This is a genomic window from Pseudomonas sp. p1(2021b) (assembly GCF_020151015.1).
Classification (GTDB): Bacteria; Pseudomonadota; Gammaproteobacteria; order Pseudomonadales; family Pseudomonadaceae; genus Aquipseudomonas; species Aquipseudomonas putida_K.
The window spans coordinates 4,617,340-4,635,869 of sequence record NZ_CP083746.1 but is presented as its reverse complement, the minus strand read 5'-3'; the positions used below and the strand labels follow the sequence as shown (position 1 = coordinate 4,635,869).

The window sequence follows — 18,530 nt, the reverse complement described above, 5'->3', positions numbered from 1 at the left end:
ACGCGGCGAAAAGGCACGTTCTTGGTGCGTTTTCTTCTGAAAACCATTGTCTATGCTCCAAAAAGATACAAAAAGCAGGATTTTTCTGAAAATGCCCGAGTGGGTGCAACTTGCCATCGAAAAATGGTTGCACCTGATTCGCGTTGTTGCATAGGATTCGTCGCCTAGGTGCAACCGCCTCGCGGGCGGTCGCTAAACATAAAAACAAATGCCAGGGCACAACCATGGGCAATCCATTGACGATCACTTTCGTGATCTATATCGCAGTAATGGTGCTGATCGGCTTCGCCGCCTATCGCTCCACCAAGAACCTCTCCGACTATATTCTCGGCGGCCGTAGCCTCGGCAGCGTGGTGACCGCGCTTTCCGCCGGTGCTTCCGACATGAGCGGCTGGTTGTTGATGGGCCTGCCTGGGGCCATCTATTTCGCGGGCCTGTCCGAGGCCTGGATCGCCATCGGCCTGACCGTCGGCGCCTACCTCAACTGGCTGTTCGTCGCTGGCCGCCTGCGTGTGCAGACCGAGCACAACGGTGACGCGCTGACCCTGCCGGACTACTTCTCCAGCCGTTTCGAAGACCAGTCGGGCCTGCTGCGAATCATCTCGGCCATCGTCATCCTGGTGTTCTTCACCATCTATTGCGCCTCCGGCATCGTCGCCGGCGCCCGCCTGTTCGAAAGCACGTTCGGCATGTCGTACGAGACCGCCCTGTGGGCCGGTGCCGCAGCGACCATCGCCTATACCTTCATCGGTGGCTTCCTGGCCGTGAGCTGGACCGACACCGTGCAGGCCTCGCTGATGATCTTCGCGCTGATCCTCACACCGGTCATCGTGCTGATCTCCACTGGCGGCTTCGATGCGACGTTCCAGGCCATCGAGCTGCAAGATCCGACGAACTTCGACATGTTCAAGGGCGCGACCTTCATCGGCATCATCTCGCTGATGGGTTGGGGCCTGGGCTACTTCGGCCAGCCGCACATCCTGGCGCGCTTCATGGCCGCCGATTCGGTGAAATCCATCGCCAAGGCCCGCCGTATCTCCATGACCTGGATGATCCTGTGCCTGGCCGGTACCTGTGCCGTAGGCTTCTTCGGCATTGCCTATTTCTCGGCGCACCCCGAGGTAGCGGGCCCTGTCACCGAGAACCACGAGCGTGTGTTCATCGAGCTGGCCAAGATCCTGTTCAACCCCTGGATCGCCGGGGTGCTGCTGTCGGCCATCCTGGCTGCGGTGATGAGCACCTTGAGCTGCCAGCTGCTGGTGTGTTCCAGCGCCTTGACCGAAGACTTCTATAAGGCCTTCCTGCGCAAGGGCGCTTCCCAGCTTGAGCTGGTCTGGGTCGGTCGTCTGATGGTCCTGGCCGTGGCCCTGATCGCCATCGCCATGGCCGCCAACCCGGAAAACCGCGTGCTGGGCCTGGTGGCCTACGCCTGGGCCGGCTTCGGTGCCGCCTTCGGTCCGGTGGTGCTGATCTCGGTACTGTGGAAGGGCATGACCCGCAACGGCGCCCTGGCCGGTATCGTGGTCGGTGCGCTGACCGTGATCCTGTGGAAGAACTACGTTGGCCTGGGCCTGTACGAGATCATCCCGGGCTTCCTGTTCGCCAGCATCGCCATCGTCGTGGTGAGCAAGCTGGGCCGTCCGTCGACCAGCATGGTCTCGCGCTTCGAGAAGGCTGACGCGGCGTATCACGCTGACAAGTAATACCTGTCGAATAGGCGTCGGCCCCCACAGCAAGCACTGGCCTGAAGGTTCCAGGGTTTCTGTGGGGCCGGCTCGCCGGCGATGAGGCCAACTCTGGCATCCAGGCCTGACGCCACCTGCATGACAAGGTAAACTTGTCACCCCCGCAGGAGTCGCCATGAACTATCGTCACGCCTTCCACGCCGGCAACCACGCCGACGTCCTCAAGCACATCGTGCTGACCCGTCTCATCGCCTTGATGTCGCGCAAGGAACAGCCCTTCGCCTATATCGACACCCATGCCGGCCTTGGCCTGTATGACCTGCAGGGTGACCAGGCGACCCGTACCGGTGAATACCTCGAAGGCGTCGCCCGCCTGTGGAACCGCGATGACCTGCCAGCCGTCACCGCCGATTACCTGCGCATCATCAAGCGCATGAACCCCGATGGCGAGCTGCGCTACTACCCAGGGTCCCCGGAGCTGGCGCGGCGCCTGATGCGCCAGCAGGATCGTGCGTTGCTCAACGAGAAACACCCCGAGGATGGTCCGCTGCTCAAGGACAACATGAAGAAGGACCCGCGGGTGATCGTGCACCTGGGCGAGGGTTGGCATGTCCCCCGGGCCTTGCTGCCGGTGCAGGAAAAGCGCGCCGTGATGTTGATCGACCCGCCCTTCGAGCAGGCCGATGAGCTCAAGCGCTGCACCGTGGCGATGAAGGAGGCGATCGGCCGCATGCGCCAGACCGTCGCGGCGATCTGGTACCCGATCAAAGACCAGCGTTCCCTGACGCGCTTCTACCAGGACCTGACCAGCACCGGTGCGCCCAAGCTGCTGCGGGTCGAGCTGTACGTGCATCACCAGGACAGCCCGCAGGGGCTGAACGGCTCGGGCCTGGCCATCGCCAACCCGCCGTGGGGCCTGGAGGAGGAACTCAAGACGCTGCTGCCCTGGCTGGCCAAGGAGCTGGCGCAGACCGCCGGTAGCTTCCGCATGGACTGGCTGATCGCCGAATAAACCAGCCCCACGTTTCCCTTGTAGGGGCGGCCTCGCGCCACGAAAGGGCTGCGAAGCAGCCCCGGAAAAAACTCGACGGCCAAAGCTGAGAGCCAGAGGCCGTTGCGCGCCCTTTTCGCGGCGCAAGGCCGCTCCTACAACGACCGCGCAGTTCGCGATGTTTGCGTTATAATCCCGCCCTTTAGCCGCCGTCCGCCTATGAGGCCGTCGGCGCATCTCTACCGAATGAAGAGGCTAGACCCTTGGCATTGACGATTCTTGGCCTGTCCGGCGCCCTTAGCCATGACCCTTCCGCGGCCCTGTACATCGACGGCAAATTGGTTGCCGCCGCCGAAGAAGAGCGCTTCGTGCGTGACAAGCATGCGAAGAACCGCATGCCTTACGAGTCGGCGAAGTTCTGCCTGGAGCAGGCCGGTATCAAGCCGTCCGACGTCGATGTGGTGGCCATTCCCTTCGCCCCCATCAGCCTGTTCGGCAAGGCCCGCTGGCACTACGCCAAGCGCTACTGGTACGCCCCGGACCGCGCCCTCGATGCGATCCTGATGGGCAACCGTCGCTACAAGCGCTACCGCAAGAAGATCGTCTGGTGCCTGGAACAGCTGGGCTTCGACCCGAAGAAGATCAAGATCGAACCGGTCGAACACCACCTGGCCCACGCCTCCAGTGCCTACCACTGCTCGGGCTTCAAGGAAAAGACCGCGATCCTCGGCATCGACGGCAAGGGTGAGTACGCCACCACCTTCTTCGGCTACGGCGAGAACGGCAAGATCCACAAGATCAAGGAGTTCTACGACCCGGACTCCCTGGGCGGCCTGTATGGCGCGATCACCGAGTTCCTCGGCTTCGAAATGCTCGACGGCGAGTTCAAGGTCATGGGCATGGCCCCGTATGGCGATGCCAGCAAGTACGACTTCTCCCGCCTGGCCAGCTTCGAGAACGGCGAGCTGGTGATCAACACCGAGTACGCCAACGTCATCGGCCTGCGTCGCTATAAAGAGAAGGGCAAGGGCTTCTACTTCTCGCCCAAGCTGATCGAGTGGCTGGGGCCCAAGCGCGAAGGCGACATCGCCGACGAGCCGTACATCCATTACGCAGCCAGCATGCAGGCGCTGTTCGAGAAGCTCGCCCTGCAGATGATCGACCACTACCTGGGCGACATCCTCAAGCAGACCGGCAAACTGGCCTTCGCCGGCGGCTGTGCGCTGAACGTCAAGCTCAACCAGAAGATCATCGCCCGCCCGGACGTCAAGGAGCTGTTCGTGCAGCCGGCCTCTGGCGACGCCGGTACCGCGGTCGGTGCCGCGGCTTATGTGTCCCACGCCCGTGGCGTGCCGGTCGAGAAGATGGAGCATGTCTATCTCGGCCCTGCGTACTCCAACGAAGATGTGATCGCCGCCTGTGCCCGCCACCCGAACGCGCCCAAGTGGCGCAAGCTCGACGACATGCCCCAGCGCATCGCCAGGATCATGGTCGATGGCAACCCGGTGGCCTGGTTCCAGGGCCGCATGGAGTTCGGCCCGCGTGCCTTGGGCGGCCGCTCCATTATCGGTTGCCCGAGCGTGCCGGGCGTGGCCGACCGGATCAACGAGCAGATCAAGTTCCGTGAGCGCTGGAGACCCTTCTGCCCGTCGATGCTCGACACCGTCGCTCCACAGATGATCAAGGTCGACCACCCGGCGCCGTTCATGACCTTCACCTTCGAGGTGGCCGAGGAATGGAAAACCCGCGTGCCTGAAGTGGTCCACGAGGACGGCACTTCCCGCGCCCAGGTGCTCAAGCGCGAATACAACCCGCGCTACTACGACATGATGAAGGCCCTCGAAGACCTGACCGGCAACGGCGTGTCGCTGAACACCTCGCTCAACCGTCGTGGCGAACCCATGATCTGCTCGCCGACCGATGCGCTGAACATGTTCTTCGGCTCGGACCTGCAGTACCTGATCATGGAAGACATCCTGGTGGTCAAGGATGGCGCAGCGCCTTATGACCAACCGCTCTGAACGGCGCGTCCTGCAGTTCTGCCATGGCTATGACGGGCCGTTCCTCGATTGCGCCCGTCAATACGCCAGCCTGTTCCAGGGCCGCGGCTACCAGGTCACCACGGTCTTCCTGACCGGCGAGGCCGACCCCCAGGTCGCGGCTGGCTGCGCTTCGGACGAGGTGCTGTTCCTGGAGTTCAGCTCCAAGGCCGTGCGCGGCCTGAAGCTCGGGGCCATCGCGGCCCTGCGCAAGATCACGGCCACGCGCGATTTCAGCTTCTGCATCGCCCACCGCTTCAAGCCGATCTACGTGGCGCTGCTGGGCACCGGCCTGCCGGTGATCGGCGTGCACCATGCGTTCGGCGACTACCAGCGTAAGGGCCGGCGGCTGTTCGCCAACCTCTTTCGCAAGCGCCTGAGCCTGCTGGGCGTCTCGGACGCGGTGCGCGACGACATGCGCCGCTGCCTGGCGCAGTGGCCGGACGAGCGTATCCAGACCCTGTACAACCGCATCGACGTACAGGCGCTGCAGGCCAGCCTGGTGCCCCGCGAAGAAGCGCGCCGGGCCCTGGGGCTCGACCCGCAGGCGTGGATCGTCGGCAACGTCGGGCGCCTGCACCCGGACAAGGACCAGGCCACCTTGCTGCGTGGTTTCGCCGAGGCACTGCCGGGCCTGCCCGCCGGTGCTCGCCTGGCGATCCTGGGCAAGGGCCGTCTGGAAGCGGCGCTCAAGGCCCAGGCCATGGCGCTGGGCATTGCCGGGCAGGTCGATTTCCTCGGCCAGGTGCCCGATGCCCGTCGGTATTTCCAGGCCTTCGACGTATTCGCCCTGAGTTCGGACCACGAGCCGTTCGGCATGGTCCTGCTGGAGGCCATGGTCGCGGGCGTGCCCTTGCTGGCCACGGCCTGTGGTGGTGCCCAGGAAGTGGTCGAAGGCGTGGGCGTGTTGTTCCCGTTGGGTGACGCCGGCCAGTTGGCCCAGGGCCTCAAGCACATGGCGGGGCTCGATGCGTCGCAGCGCCAGGCATGCGCCGAACATATGCTGCAACGGCTGCACCAGCGCTTCTCCGACCAGGCCGTGCGCGATGCCTTCTGGGCGTTGCCGCAGGTGCGCGCACTGGTAGCGGAGGCGTGATGCTCAATCATATCCGGGCCTTTCGCGAACGTGGTTGGGCGCCTGTCGATGCAGCCACCTATGCCGCTGCCTGGCAACGTTTCGGCGGCAGCGTCGCGACCCATCCATTGGTGATCGAGCAATTGGCCGACCTGGCGCAGATTCCGGTGCGTTATCTGGGCTGGGAGGTCGATGGCGAACTTAAGGCGGCCATTCCTACCTGGGGCCGGCACCTGGCGCTGTCCAAGGACGTGCTCAAGCGTCACGGCAAGAAAGGCCTGTTCGACCTCGGCAATGCCGAGATCATCCTGCCGGCCGCCGGTGATGCACGTGCGCCGTTGCGCCATGCCGCACGCTACCTGTCGGAGCTGAACCAGGGCCGGTTCCAGGGGCTCAAGGCACAGCCCGAGCAACTGGCCATGGCGCGTGCCCACGAAGACCTGTCCAAGAAGTTTCGCTACAACCAGCGCCGCGAGTTGCGCCTGCTGGAAGAGGCGGGCGGTGTGGTGCGACCGATCAGTGATTTCTCCGCCGCCGAAATCGCAACCATGTACTGCGACTTGTTCCAGCGTCGCTGGGGCTTTCCGGCCACCGGCGCGGCACGCATGGCCGAGGTGCTGGAGCGCCTGCGCGAGTTGTTGATCGGCTCGGTGCTGTTGCTCGACGGCGCCCCTATCGCCATCCAGCTGGTGTACCGGGTCGAGGCGCCGGAGTGGGTCAGCGTCGAGTACGTCAATGGCGGCGTGGACCCCGAGACCAAGGCCTTCAGCCCCGGCAGCGTGTTGAGCTTCCTCAATACCCAGGCCGCCTGGGAAGATGCCCGGGCGCGCAACAAGCCGCTGCGGTTCTCCTTCGGTCGTGCCGATCGTGAATACAAGGACCGTTGGTGCAACCCCGTGCCGGTGTTCCAGTCGTGAGCCGCAAGCAGCAGTTGCTCAAGCGCCATCGGCGCAACAAGCGCGTGGGCCTGCTGGCAGGCCTGATCGCGTTGGGCGCACTGGGGGTATTCACCTGGTGGTGGTTGCCGCTGGTGCTGTTGCCGCTGCTGTGGGTGGCGCACGAGGCTTGGTTCGCCGACCACCTGTTCTATTCGCCCGCCGAAGACTATGCCTACCGTTTCGGTGACCAGGCTCGCCAGGTTGCCGCCAGCCTTCGCGAGGGCGTGTTGCAGGTCGACATGGCCTTGGCCGGGGATGAAACGCTGATTCTCGAAATGCGGCTGAAAAGCAGCTGGCTGGGGCGCTGGCTCGATCCACGCGTGGAGCTGCATGGCGAGGCGGAGCAGGACAGCCAGGCCTTCGAGCGTGGCGTGGATGGCGTGCGCTTTCTCAACCTCACCGGTTTCGCGGCGCCATTGATGGCCGGTGCCTTGCGCCTGCGGGGCCGCCATTGCCGCTTGGTCGGCGAGCCGCGCCTGTGGATAACCCCGTCGGTCGAACTGGACCAACGCCGAGTCATGGTCATCGCCCCCCATGCCGACGACGCCGAGCTGGCTGCCTACGGCCTCTACAGCCAAGCTGATGAAGCCTGGGTGGTCACCCTGACCGCCGGCGAGATCGAGGCGGAGCATTACCAGCAGATGGGCCTGCCCAAGGCCGAGGCGGCACGCCTGAAGGGCCGCCTGCGCGCCTGGGACAGCATTGCCGTGCCGCGTTGGGCCGGGGTGCCCGAGGCGCATTGCGTCCAGCTGGGCTATTTCTGCCTGCAATTGCCCGCGATGCAGGCGGCGCCGCAGCAGCCGGTGGGCTCGCGCGAGGCGGACCTGGCCGACACCCGCCCGTTCCGCCGCTTCAATGCCTTCACTCTGCCAGGCGACGCCGATGGCGCGCCGACCTGGAACAACCTGCTGGCCGACCTGCGTGCGTTGCTGGAGCAGGCCCGGCCGCACGTGTTGGTGATGCCGCACCCACAACTCGACCCGCACCCTGATCACGTCTGTGCCCAGGCGGCGGTACACGAAGCCCTGCGAAGGCTCGATTGGCAACCCGAAACACTGCTGTACTACGCCAACCACCTGCACGACAACGACCGTTGGCCCATGGGCGACAGCGGTGATGGCGTGGCCCTGCCGCCACAGCTGAGCGCCGAGCAGGCCTGGGTGCCCTACAGCCGGGTACTGGACCTGGCCACCCAGCGCGACAAGGCCATGGCCCTGGGCATGATGCATGACCTGCAGCCGCCTGCGCCGTTCAAGCGCCGCCTGCGCCGGGTGCTGCAGCACTGGCTGGCCGGGCGCAAGCCTTCGGTGTATGGCGAAAACGAATTCTTCCGCAAGGCGGTCCGCCGCCACGAACTGCTCTGGCATCGCCCGTGCGAGCGTGACGAATGATTGATGGCGCACAGAGCCCAAGGAAAGCAATGAAAGTCCTATTTCTGGTGCAGAAGGAGCAGCGGGCGATCCTGGACCGCCTGTACGATGGCGTCGCCGCCCATTGCGACTGCGACCTGCGCTGGCTGACCAGCGAGGACCAGCGCAACCTGCGCCGCTACTTCAAGCGGGAAGTCGATGTCACCCGCTATGACCGGATCGTATTCTTCCTGCGTTTCAAGCAGGAGATCCGCCAGGTCGGTTTCATTCGCACCGTGCCCAACCTGGTAATCCTCGAGCACGATGCCTACCAGAACTACATCCCCTGCAAGTACACCGGCAAGTTCAGTGCGCATTACCGCCACCTGCCGTGGGCGCGAGTGATCAGTTCCGGCTACATGGTCAGCGAACGCCTGCGCCAGGAAGGTTTCGACGCGGTGTTCGTGCCCAAAGGCTATGACGAACAGCTGCTCACCGACCAGGGGCGCGAGCGTGATATCGAGCTGGCCTTCGTCGGCAGCACCGGCAGCGTGGCCTATAGCGGCCGAAAAGCCTTGCTCGATGAGCTCGGCCAAGTGGAAAACCTGGTGGTCACTCGCACCAAGTCAGGCGAGGACTACTGCAACACGCTCAACCGCATCCGTTTCTTCGTCAGCGCCGATGTGGGCATGGGCGAATACATGATCAAGAACTTCGAGGCCATGGCCTGCGGCTGCGTGCTGCTGGCCTACGACCAGGGTGAGTCGGAAAACCGCGCCCTGGGCCTCGAGGACATGCACAACGTGGTGCTGTACGACAGCGTCCCGACGCTACAGGAAAAACTGCGCACGCTGCGGCAGGACCCAGCGTTGGCTGCACGCATCGCTGCCAACGGTCGGGAGCTGGCGGTTTCGCGCTTCAGCTTCGCCCAGGTTGGCCGTAGCATCGTCGAACACATGGAACCCCCGCTGCGGCCGCAGCCACCGCTGAGTGCCTGGCAGCGACTGCGCCTGAGGCTGGGGTTCTGAGCAATGGCGCTCCTGTCGCAGGGAATGCGTGAGTCGTTGACAGTCCAAAGGTGGAGGGAGCCCCGTGCGCTTCTCTGAGAACAGTGATATCACCGTGGTCGTGACCAGTTGCGGGCGTTTCGACCTGCTCAAGGAAACGCTCGAGAGTTTCGACCGATACAACACCGCGCCGATCCGCGAAGTCTTCATCACCGAAGACTCCGGGGACGATGCGGTCCACGATGCAGTACCTGCGCACTGGAAGCCTCACTGCACGGTATTCGTCAATCGGCCCAAGCTGGGCCAGTTGCCGTCCATCGATCTGGCCTACGGCCAGGTGAAGACGCCGTACATCTTCCATTGCGAAGACGACTGGCGCTTCTACCGTCAGGGGTTCGTCGAGGATTCCCGTGCAATCCTGGAGGTCAGCCCGAACCTGTTGCAGGTCTGGCTGCGCAGCCATGCCCACGACCTGGCGGTCCATAGCCCGTATATCCACTTGGGCGAGCGCCAGGTGATCGCAGGCGTGCCGTGCTACCCGCTGTTATCCGACAAGGCCGAGTGGCAAGCCTTCTCGCTCAACCCAGGCCTGCGCCGCCTGAGCGACTACCAACGTTGTGCGCCGTTTGCCGCCTATTCTGGTGAGAAGGCGTTGTCGCGCCGGTACGCCGAGCTGGACCTGGGCGCGGTCACCCTGGAAGGGGACGCGGTGCTGCACACGGGCTTCGGCAACCACGTGACCTTGCCCGAGGAAGTCCAGCGTAAGGCCAGGCGACGCAAGCGGGACCGCCAGAAACTGATACTGACGCTGTTGGTGGGGCTGGTGGTCGGCACGGGGATCGGTTTCCTTGTCGGTTGAAGCGGCGTGCCTGATGGCCCATTCATTTTCCGGAGGGGCGTGACCCGATGAACATCGTCAATGTGATGTGGTCGGGCGGTGCGCAATATACGTCCATCCACACGGTTCACCGGCAGGTGCTGGGGCATGCCCCGGCCGATGTGCGCGTGAGCAATTGGCTGCTGCTCGGTGAGCAGGGGTGTGGCGGGCTGGGTGAAACCCACCTCTGGAACCTGCCGCAACGGGCCCTCAAGGGCCGCCTGCCGGAGCGTCTCATGGTGCCCTGGTTGCGCCTGCGCCTGCGCGCGGCCTTGCGCCAGGCGCAGCCTGACGTGCTGCTGCTCGATGGCCTGGGTGTCGCGCGCTTGATGCTGCCGCTGCTGCGCCAGTTGCCCGGGGTTCGCGCGGCAGTCCTGTTCCATGGCTCCACCCGGCTGCGCGGCAGTGACATAAGCCTGTTGCGCAGTGTGCCTCGTGAGCGCCTGTCCATCGCCGCGGTGTCCGGTACACTGGCCCGCTCGCTCGAGCAGGACCTCGGCCTGCCGGTGCGCACCCTGCGCATTGCCATGGACCCGGCCGTGTTCTGCGGCCAACTGCTTGCACGCAACGCCGCCCGGCAGACACTTGGCCTGCCTGTCCAGGGCGAAGGCCGTGTGCTGTGCGCCGTGGGCCGGTTGGTGGAAAGCAAAGGCTTCGAAATGCTGATCGAGGCCTTCGCCAGAGCGCGCGAGCAGCAACCCAACCTGCACTTGATGATTTTCGGCGATGGTGAGTTGCGCGATCGTCTCGCGGCGCGGATCGAGGCGCTGGGGCTCGAGGGCAGCGTGCGCTTGTGCGGCTATCGACCGGACATTTCCCAGCTGTACCGTGCCTTCGATGGCTTGCTGCTGCCTTCACGCTCAGAGGGGCTTGGGTTGGTGCTGCAAGAGGCAGTGCTGGCGGATATCCCGGTGATCTGCAGCGATCTTGCGGTGTTCCGCGAGCAACTGGGCGAAGCCGATTGCTACCTGCCGGTCGCTGACGTCGAAGCGTGGAGCCAGGCCATCGCACGCTGCGCCAGTCTCGATACCCAGGCCGCGGCGGCAGCCCAGCGGCGCTCGCTGGCGCCGGAGCAGAGCTGGCAAGCATTCCTGGCCGGGGTCGCCAGCCTGTTGGGGCGCTAGCCTCAGCCCGGAAGCAGGGCGGCCTCCAAGGCCGCCAGCGGGAACGTATTGGCGAGATTCTCACGCTCGATATAGCGCGCCATGTGCTGCACATTGCGGCGTACCATCCGCGCCGGCAGCGGGGCACGCAGGAAGCGCATGTCCGCGACGTCGATCAGGCCCAGGCGCTGGTCAGGCGTCATCACCACGTTGCCCAGGTGCAGCGAGCGAAAGTAGATACCCGAACGGTGCAATTGGCGGATCAGCTCGACCAACTGCGGCAGCAGGACATCCCAACTGAACCCCGGTTCGCGCGACAGTTGCAGCAGCGTCTGGCCCGGCAACGGTCGATAGAGCACGGCGGTACGGCCCGGCAGATCGAGCTTGTGATGGCTGATCACTTCCAGCGTCGGGATCCCCATCTGCGCCAGGCGCGCAGCGTTATCGATGAAGCGCCGTGAGTAGGGGCGCAGCAGCGCAGATGAAATCAGACGCTTGCGACGAAAAACCTTGAGGATATTTCCATCCCCGAGCAGGTAGACTTTGGCACCGTGGCTATCTGCCTCTAGAACCTTGGCGCCGAGTGTCAGCTGATCGAAGTCGACCTGGGAGAGCCGGGAGCATTGCATGGGTAGGGCCTTGTCGTCTGGCAAGCAAAAATGACCGGCCATAATGCCGAAAATAAAGCGTCAGCACCATGATGACGGATTTGGATTCTTTTGGGTGCTGTGGGTGGCGGTATGGTTGTTCGCCCTCGGCGAGATCCTGCGCGCCCGTGGCACGCTGTTCGGCAAGGTGCTGCTCGGCTACTGGATCTTCTCCACCCTTGCCATGCAATTCGATGCTGCCAGCCTCACCGATACCCCGCGTGCCGAATGGTTCATCAGTTGGTTGCCGGTGGGCCTGGCCATGCTGCTGCCCTGGGTGCGTGCCGAAAACGATGCCTGTGGTAAAATTCCCGGTTCAACCTGAACAGCGAGCTCGATGATGGCCGAAACACCGCTACCGGCGGAGCATACCTCCAGCCTGAAGATCTATTTCCGGCTGCTGAGCTACGTCAAACCCTATATCGGCATCTTCCTGCTGAGCATCGTGGGTTTCGTGATCTTTGCCTCGACCCAGCCGATGCTGGCCGGGATCTTGAAATATTTCGTCGATGGGCTGAGCAATCCGCAAGCGGTGCTGTTCCCCAATGTCCCCTACCTGCGCGACTTGCAACTGCTGCAGGCCGTGCCGCTGCTGATCATCCTGATCGCGGCCTGGCAGGGGCTGGGGTCGTTCCTGGGCAACTACTACCTGGCCAAGGTCTCCCTGGGGCTGGTGCATGACCTGCGGGTGCAGCTGTTCAACAAGCTGCTGGTACTGCCCAACCGCTACTTCGACAACCACAACTCCGGCCACCTGATCTCACGCATCACCTTCAACGTGACCATGGTCACCGGTGCGGCGACCGATGCGATCAAGGTGGTGATCCGTGAAGGCCTGACCGTGGTCTTCCTGTTCGCCTACCTGTTGTGGATGAACTGGAAGCTGACCCTGGTGATGGTCGCCATTCTGCCGGTGATCGCGCTGATGGTGAGCACTGCCAGCAAGAAATTCCGCAAGCAGAGCAAGAAGATCCAGGTCGCGATGGGGGATGTCACCCATGTGGCCTCCGAGACCATCCAGGGCTACCGCGTGGTGCGCAGCTTCGGTGGCGAGGCCTACGAGGAGCGGCGCTTCCACGACGCCAGCCAGGGCAACACCGAAAAGCAACTGCGCATGACCAAGACCGGCGCGCTGTACACGCCATTGCTGCAGTTGGTGATCTATAGCGCCATGGCATCGCTGATGTTCCTGGTGCTGTTCCTGCGTGGCGATGCTTCGGCGGGCGACCTGGTGGCCTATATCACCGCTGCAGGCCTGCTGCCCAAGCCGATCCGCCAGCTTTCGGAAGTCAGCTCGACCATCCAGAAGGGCTTGGCGGGCGCCGAGAGCATCTTCGAGCAACTGGACGAGCAGCCCGAAGTGGACACCGGCACCGTGGAAAAAGACCGCGTGGAAGGTCGCCTGGAGGTGCGCAACCTTAGCTTCACCTACCCCGGTACCGACCGCCAGGTGCTCAGCGATATCAGCTTCACCGCCGAGCCTGGGCAGATGATCGCCCTGGTGGGGCGCTCAGGCAGCGGCAAATCCACCCTGGCCTCGTTGATCCCGCGCTTCTACCACCACACCAACGGGCAGATCTTGCTCGACGGTGTGGAGATCGAGCAGTATCGCCTGCGCAACCTGCGCCGCCATGTGGCCCAGGTGACCCAGCATGTCACGCTGTTCAACGACACGGTGGCCAATAACATCGCCTACGGCGACCTGGCCGGTGCGCCGCGCGCGGACATCGAGGCCGCCGCCGCCGATGCTTATGCCAAGGAGTTCGTCGACCAGTTGCCCAAGGGCTTCGACACCGAGGTCGGCGAGAACGGCGTGCTGCTCTCCGGTGGTCAGCGCCAGCGTCTGGCGATCGCCCGTGCCCTGCTGAAGAACGCACCGCTGCTGATCCTCGACGAGGCGACCTCGGCCCTGGACACCGAGTCCGAGCGCCACATCCAGGCTGCCCTGGACCATGTGATGCAGGGGCGTACCACCCTGGTGATCGCCCACCGCCTGTCGACCATCGAAAAGGCCGACCTGATCCTGGTCATGGACCAGGGCCGGCTGGTCGAGCGCGGCACCCATGCCGAGCTGCTCCAGGCAAATGGCCATTATGCCCGCCTGCATGCCATGGGGCTGGACGCGCCGGAAAAGGCCGACATCACCTGATATCCCCTGGGTCGGGGCCGTGTCGGTCCCGATCATCATCGGTAACGTACAGATCGAAGCTGGCCGTAAAGCCGTCACCGACCCTGTGCTAATATCCTGCCCCTGTTCACTATTTTCATATGGGTTGCCCATGAAGTTGTCCATGCCGCGTTTCGATCAAGCCCCGGTTCTGGTGGTCGGCGATGTCATGCTCGACCGCTACTGGCATGGCGGTACCTCGCGGATCTCTCCCGAAGCCCCGGTGCCGGTGGTCAAGGTCGAACAGATCGAGGATCGCCCCGGTGGCGCGGCCAACGTCGCATTGAACATCGCCGCCCTGGGCGCGCCAGCCTCGTTGGTTGGCGTGACCGGCCAGGACGAGGCTGCCGACAGCCTCGCCAACAGCCTGCATGCAGCGGGTGTGCGCTCGGTGTTCCAGCGCATTGCCCACCAGCCGACCATCGTCAAGCTGCGGGTCATGAGCCGTCACCAACAATTGCTGCGCATCGATTTCGAAGAGCCGTTCGCCACCGACCCGCTGTCACTGGGCGAGGAGGTCGATGGCCTGCTCGAAGGTATCAAGGTGCTGGTGCTGTCGGATTACGGCAAGGGCGCGCTCAAGAACCACCAGAGCCTGATCCAGGCCGCACGTGCCAAGGGCATCCCGGTCCTGGCCGACCCCAAGGGCAAGGATTTTTCCATCTACCGCGGCGCCAGCCTGATCACCCCGAACCTCAGCGAGTTCGAGACCATCGTCGGTCGCTGCGCCGACGAGGGCGAACTGGTCGCCAAGGGCCTGCAATTGCTGCAGGAGCTCGACCTGGGCGCGCTGCTGGTGACCCGTGGTGAGCACGGCATGACCCTGTTGCGCACCGGCCACCCGGCGTTGCACCTGCCGGCGCGTGCCCGCGAAGTGTTCGATGTCACCGGTGCGGGCGATACCGTGATTTCCACCCTGGCGGCGGCCATCGCAGCCGGCGAGGACCTGCCCCACGCGGTGGCCCTGGCCAACCTCGCCGCAGGCATCGTGGTCGGCAAGTTGGGTACAGCAGCCATCAGCGCCCCTGAACTGCGCCGCGCGATCCAGCGCGAGGAAGGTTCCGAGCGCGGCGTGCTGGCCCTCGAGCAACTGCTGCTGGCGATCGATGACGCCCGGGCGCACAACGAGAAGATCGTCTTCACCAACGGTTGCTTCGACATTCTCCATGCAGGCCACGTGACCTACCTGGAGCAGGCCCGTGCCCAAGGCGATCGCCTGATCGTGGCGGTCAACGACGATGCCTCGGTCAGCCGGCTCAAGGGCCCTGGTCGGCCGATCAACAGCGTCGACCGGCGCATGGCCGTGCTGGCTGGCCTGGGCGCGGTGGACTGGGTCATCAGCTTCCCCGAAGGCACGCCGGAGAACCTGCTCAGCCAGGTCAAGCCGGATGTGCTGGTCAAGGGGGGGGACTATGGCATCGACCAGGTGGTCGGCGCCGATATCGTCAAGGGTTATGGTGGCACCGTGAAGGTGCTGGGGCTGGTGGAAAACAGCTCGACCACGGCGATCGTCGAGAAGATTCGCAAGAATTGACCCACCCTTGGGGCTGCTGTGCAGCCCTCTCGCGGCACAAGGCCGCTCCTACAAAAACCGAGCCGGGCCTGTAGGAGCGGCCTTGTGCCGCGAAAGGGGCGCGCAGCGCCCAGGTATCATTTGTTGTGCAAGGCTCGCTGCAGCAACGCCCGCGCTTTGTCACCAAAGCGCTGCAGGTGTGACGCCGGCTCCGGCTTGTGCTCCACCAGCCCCTGCTGCCTGATCCAGTCCTTCCAGCGAACCCGCTCATCCTCGACCACCCAGCCGTCCTGCCGGGCAAAGCTCTCGGCCAGGTACAGGCCACGGGTACTGGCTGGCACCAGTTCGTCCTTCTTCAAGGTATAGAGTTCGGCTGTCGGCTGGCCATCGACCAGCGGCATCAGGTAGAGGTCCGGCCGCTTGCGATTGAGCCGCGCCACCAATTGGTCGCCTTCCAGTCGCTCGTCCACATGGAACAGGCTGAGCGACTTGGCTTCCCGGGGCACCTGCAAGCGCAGGTCATAGATAAGCTGCAACGAGGCCGTCGGCAGGTGCACATAGGCACGGGGCCGCTCCAGCAGCATCAGGTTACCGCAATGCACCGGGCGCGCTGCGCCGGACTCGGGCGTGAGCACGAACGGCAGGGCTTCGCGATAATGCAGCGCGTCGGCATAGGGCGCGGGCAGCCAGGTATCGCTGAAGCGCCCGCCGAGCCAGCCTTCCGGGGTTTCCAGCAGGCATTCCTCGGCCACTTCCTGGATGGCGGTATGCAGGGGCAGGTTGATCTCCTGGGCGGGCACGTAGCCTGAGATCAGCTTGAGCACCACGTCGCCGCGGTCCTGCCGGCGCTGGCGCACCAGCACCCAGTAGTCCCGGTGCTGCCAATGCAGTGTCAGGCGCACCGAAACCCCCAGGTTGGCGAGCTCGACCACGAAGCGTTCGTGGTCGGCCAGCTCGATGGCCTTGCGCCGCTGCTGTACCTGGCCGAAGTTCAACGGCATGCCGATGCTCTGGTAGGTCAGGCCGTCGGGTGTGGCTTCGACGTGCAGCGGCAGGGTCTTGAAGTTGCTCGGGTTCTTGCGGATCAGCGTTCGCGGCACGAGGCTCCTCCTTGCGTTGGGCGCCCGTCAGGGCGACTCAAGGCTGGCCCAGGATTCGGGCGACGGTGGCCACGTTATGGGCCAGGTGCAACGGGTTGATGGTGCCGACGATAGCACTGCTCACCCCGGGGTGGGCGAACAGCAGCTCGAAACTGGCCTGCACCGGGTCGACCCCCGGCGCCAGGCAGATATGCCCGCTGGCCAGGGCCTTCTTCACCAGGATGGCTTTGCCGTGTTCGGCAGCGTAGTCCAGTACCGGGCGCTCCGCCTGCTCGTTGAGGTTGTAGGTGACCATGGCGCAATCGCCTTGCTCCAGGGCCTTGAGGCCACCTGCCACGGTCTTGCCGGATAGGCCGTAGCCGAGGATCTTGCCTTCCTGCTTGAGCTCGGCCAGGGTCTGGTAGACGCCTTGCTGCTCCAGGATCTGCACGTCGTTGCCGTCGGAATGCACCAGCACCAGCTCGATACGGTCGGTTTCCAGGCGGCGCAGGCTGCGCTCCACCGACAGGCGGGTATGGGCGGCGCTGAAGTCGAAGTGCGACTGGCCATTGTCGAACTCTTCGCCCACCTTGCTGACGATCACCCATTGGTCACGCTGGCCGCGCAGCAACGGGCCCAGGCGTTCCTCGCTGCGGCCATAGGCTGGCGCGGTGTCGATCAGGTTGATGCCCAGCTCGCGGGCCTGGGCCAGCAACAGGCGCGCTTGCTCATCGTCAGGGATGGTGAAGCCATTGGGGTATTTGACGCCCTGGTCACGGCCGAGCTTGACCGTGCCCAGGCCCAGCGGAGAGACCTTCAGGCCGGTGCTGCCCAAGGGACGCAGGAAGTCGTGCAGGGTCGGCAGGCTCATGGCAGCAGTTGCTCCCAGGCAGGAACGCCCAGGGCGGGGCGAGGCAGCTCGGCGAGGTCAGGTTGCGCGGCGGGGCGGATGCCGTCGTGCTCCAGGCTCGCCAGCACGCGGTCGGCAAAGTCGGGTGCCAGGGCCAGCTTGGTCGGCCAGCCCACCAGCAGCCGCCGCTGCTGCGTGAGGAAGGCGTTGTCCGGGCGCACCAACCCCGACTGCGCAGGTTCGGCGCGGTCGACCCGTAAGGTGGCCCAGCGCACCTGACTCTGGTCGACCCAAGGCAGCAGGCTGGCGATTTCCTTCTGCGCCGCGGCGATCTGTGCGGCGGGTTCTCGTGCCACGCCGTCGGCCTCCGCGAGGTCTCCACCGAGGTACCAGACCCATTGGCCGTCGCGGGCCGGGTGGGTGGTGACGGTGACTCTCGGCTTGGGCCCGCCGCCGAGGCAATGGGCATACAGTGGCTTGAGGTTCGGCCCCTTGGCCATGACCATGTGCAGCGGTCGGCGCTGCATGGCCGGCTGCTCCAGCCCCAGCGCGTGGAGCAGGCCTTCGGTGCCGGCACCGGCGCTGAGCACGATACGCTGGGCGCGTATTTCACGACCATCCACGCGCAAACCGATCAGTTCGTCGCCCTCACACAGTGGCTCGACCCGTTCGCCAGCCAGCAGGCTGTCACCGGCCAGTTCGGCCAGGTTGGCGAGCAGGCTCGGCACGTCGATGACCAGTTCGGCGAGGCGATAGACCTTGCCCTTGAAGGCGCGGTCCTGCAGGGCAGGGGGCAGTTGCTCGCCCTTGACCTGATCGACCCTTCCACGTACGGCCTTGCTGGCGAAGAAGCTGGTGAGGTTGCCTGCCAGGGTGCCTGGGGACCACAGGTAGTGGGCCTCGGACAGCAGGCGGGTCTTGCCAAGGTCGAGTTCGCCATTGCCGGCCAAGGCTTCGCGCCAACGGCGCGGCATATCGGCGATGGCCTCGGAGGCGCCGGTCAGGGCCCCATGCAGGGCGTACTTGGTGCCGCCATGGATGATGCCCTGGGACTTGATGGTCTGCTCGCCACCGAGGCTGGCGCGTTCCACCAGCACCGTCGAATACCCCAGGCGCCGCAGCCTTGCGTTGAGCCAGAGGCCAGCGACCCCGGCGCCGACGATCAGCACGTCAGTGGAAATGGCAGATGGCATGCGGGCACCTCTAGAAC

15 protein-coding genes and 1 pseudogene are annotated in these 18,530 nt (G+C 64.7%); 12 read left to right on the top strand and 4 right to left on the bottom strand.

The features are described 5' to 3' along the window. The first annotated feature begins 224 nt into the window (after window positions 1–224). The 9 genes from putP to K8374_RS21520 all read left to right on the top strand — a co-directional run bounded on the left by putP (window position 225) and on the right by K8374_RS21520 (window position 11,085). The gene (gene putP / locus K8374_RS21560; RefSeq protein ID WP_224457127.1) at window positions 225–1,703 is read left to right on the top strand and encodes a sodium/proline symporter PutP; all 1,479 of its coding nucleotides are present in this window, start codon (window positions 225–227) and stop codon (window positions 1,701–1,703) included. Window positions 1,704–1,860: 157 nt separating this feature from the next. Continuing rightward, window positions 1,861–2,697, top strand: a complete 837-nt coding sequence (locus K8374_RS21555; protein ID WP_224457126.1) for a 23S rRNA (adenine(2030)-N(6))-methyltransferase RlmJ — start codon at window positions 1,861–1,863, stop codon at window positions 2,695–2,697. A gap of 242 nt (window positions 2,698–2,939) precedes the next feature. Next, the gene (locus K8374_RS21550) at window positions 2,940–4,697 is read left to right on the top strand and encodes a carbamoyltransferase (protein WP_084854092.1); all 1,758 of its coding nucleotides are present in this window, start codon (window positions 2,940–2,942) and stop codon (window positions 4,695–4,697) included. Further along, window positions 4,681–5,811 carry a glycosyltransferase gene (locus tag K8374_RS21545; protein WP_224457125.1) on the top strand — a complete coding sequence of 377 codons (1,131 nt, stop codon included), beginning with the start codon at window positions 4,681–4,683 and terminating at the stop codon, window positions 5,809–5,811. The genes K8374_RS21550 and K8374_RS21545 overlap by 17 nt, the downstream gene beginning before the upstream one ends. Beyond that, window positions 5,811–6,707: an antimicrobial resistance protein Mig-14 gene (locus K8374_RS21540; RefSeq protein ID WP_224457124.1), complete on the top strand. Its 897-nt coding sequence runs from the start codon at window positions 5,811–5,813 to the stop codon at window positions 6,705–6,707. Before K8374_RS21545 ends, K8374_RS21540 begins: the two co-directional genes overlap by 1 nt. Next, entirely contained in the window at window positions 6,704–8,119 is a 1,416-nt protein-coding gene (locus K8374_RS21535; protein ID WP_224457123.1) for a PIG-L deacetylase family protein, read from the top strand. Before K8374_RS21540 ends, K8374_RS21535 begins: the two co-directional genes overlap by 4 nt. A 29-nt stretch (window positions 8,120–8,148) precedes the next feature. Beyond that, complete coding sequence (locus K8374_RS21530; RefSeq protein ID WP_084854099.1) at window positions 8,149–9,105, top strand: glycosyltransferase; 957 nt, start codon at window positions 8,149–8,151, stop codon at window positions 9,103–9,105. Window positions 9,106–9,169: 64 nt separating this feature from the next. Further along, window positions 9,170–9,943, top strand: a complete 774-nt coding sequence (locus K8374_RS21525; RefSeq protein WP_224457122.1) for a glycosyltransferase family 2 protein — start codon at window positions 9,170–9,172, stop codon at window positions 9,941–9,943. A gap of 47 nt (window positions 9,944–9,990) precedes the next feature. Next, a complete protein-coding gene (locus K8374_RS21520; RefSeq protein ID WP_224457121.1) occupies window positions 9,991–11,085 on the top strand; it encodes a glycosyltransferase in 1,095 nt (364 codons plus the stop codon). 2 nt (window positions 11,086–11,087) lie between these two features. Here K8374_RS21520 and K8374_RS21515 read toward each other — a convergent pair whose 3' ends face one another. Next, on the bottom strand, window positions 11,088–11,693 hold the full coding sequence (locus tag K8374_RS21515) for a toluene tolerance protein (RefSeq protein ID WP_224457120.1): 606 nt from the start codon (window positions 11,691–11,693) through the stop codon (window positions 11,088–11,090). A gap of 94 nt (window positions 11,694–11,787) precedes the next feature. On the opposite strand from K8374_RS21515, the pseudogene K8374_RS21510 reads away from it, so the two are divergent. From K8374_RS21510 to hldE, 3 genes and pseudogenes are all read left to right on the top strand, one after another. Then, window positions 11,788–12,036 (top strand): annotated as a pseudogene (locus K8374_RS21510) (polymerase); the annotation flags it as partial. A 15-nt stretch (window positions 12,037–12,051) separates the two neighbouring features. Beyond that, window positions 12,052–13,860, top strand: coding sequence for a lipid A export permease/ATP-binding protein MsbA (gene msbA, locus K8374_RS21505; protein WP_224457119.1), 1,809 nt, complete (start codon window positions 12,052–12,054; stop codon window positions 13,858–13,860). Between the two features lie 130 nt (window positions 13,861–13,990). Continuing rightward, window positions 13,991–15,412 (top strand): bifunctional D-glycero-beta-D-manno-heptose-7-phosphate kinase/D-glycero-beta-D-manno-heptose 1-phosphate adenylyltransferase HldE, encoded by a 1,422-nt coding sequence (gene hldE / locus K8374_RS21500; RefSeq protein WP_224457118.1) that lies wholly within the window; start codon window positions 13,991–13,993, stop codon window positions 15,410–15,412. A 116-nt stretch (window positions 15,413–15,528) separates the two neighbouring features. On the opposite strand, the gene K8374_RS21495 is transcribed toward hldE, so the two are convergent. The 3 genes from K8374_RS21495 to K8374_RS21485 are packed head-to-tail and all read right to left on the bottom strand — an operon-like array spanning window position 15,529 to window position 18,513. Next, window positions 15,529–16,491 carry a metal ABC transporter ATPase gene (locus K8374_RS21495; protein ID WP_224457117.1) on the bottom strand — a complete coding sequence of 321 codons (963 nt, stop codon included), beginning with the start codon at window positions 16,489–16,491 and terminating at the stop codon, window positions 15,529–15,531. A gap of 37 nt (window positions 16,492–16,528) precedes the next feature. After that, on the bottom strand, window positions 16,529–17,341 hold the full coding sequence (locus K8374_RS21490; protein ID WP_224457116.1) for an aldo/keto reductase: 813 nt from the start codon (window positions 17,339–17,341) through the stop codon (window positions 16,529–16,531). Beyond that, on the bottom strand, window positions 17,338–18,513 hold the full coding sequence (locus K8374_RS21485) for an NAD(P)/FAD-dependent oxidoreductase (protein WP_224457115.1): 1,176 nt from the start codon (window positions 18,511–18,513) through the stop codon (window positions 17,338–17,340). The genes K8374_RS21490 and K8374_RS21485 overlap by 4 nt, the downstream gene beginning before the upstream one ends. Between the last annotated feature and the right edge of the window lie 17 nt (window positions 18,514–18,530).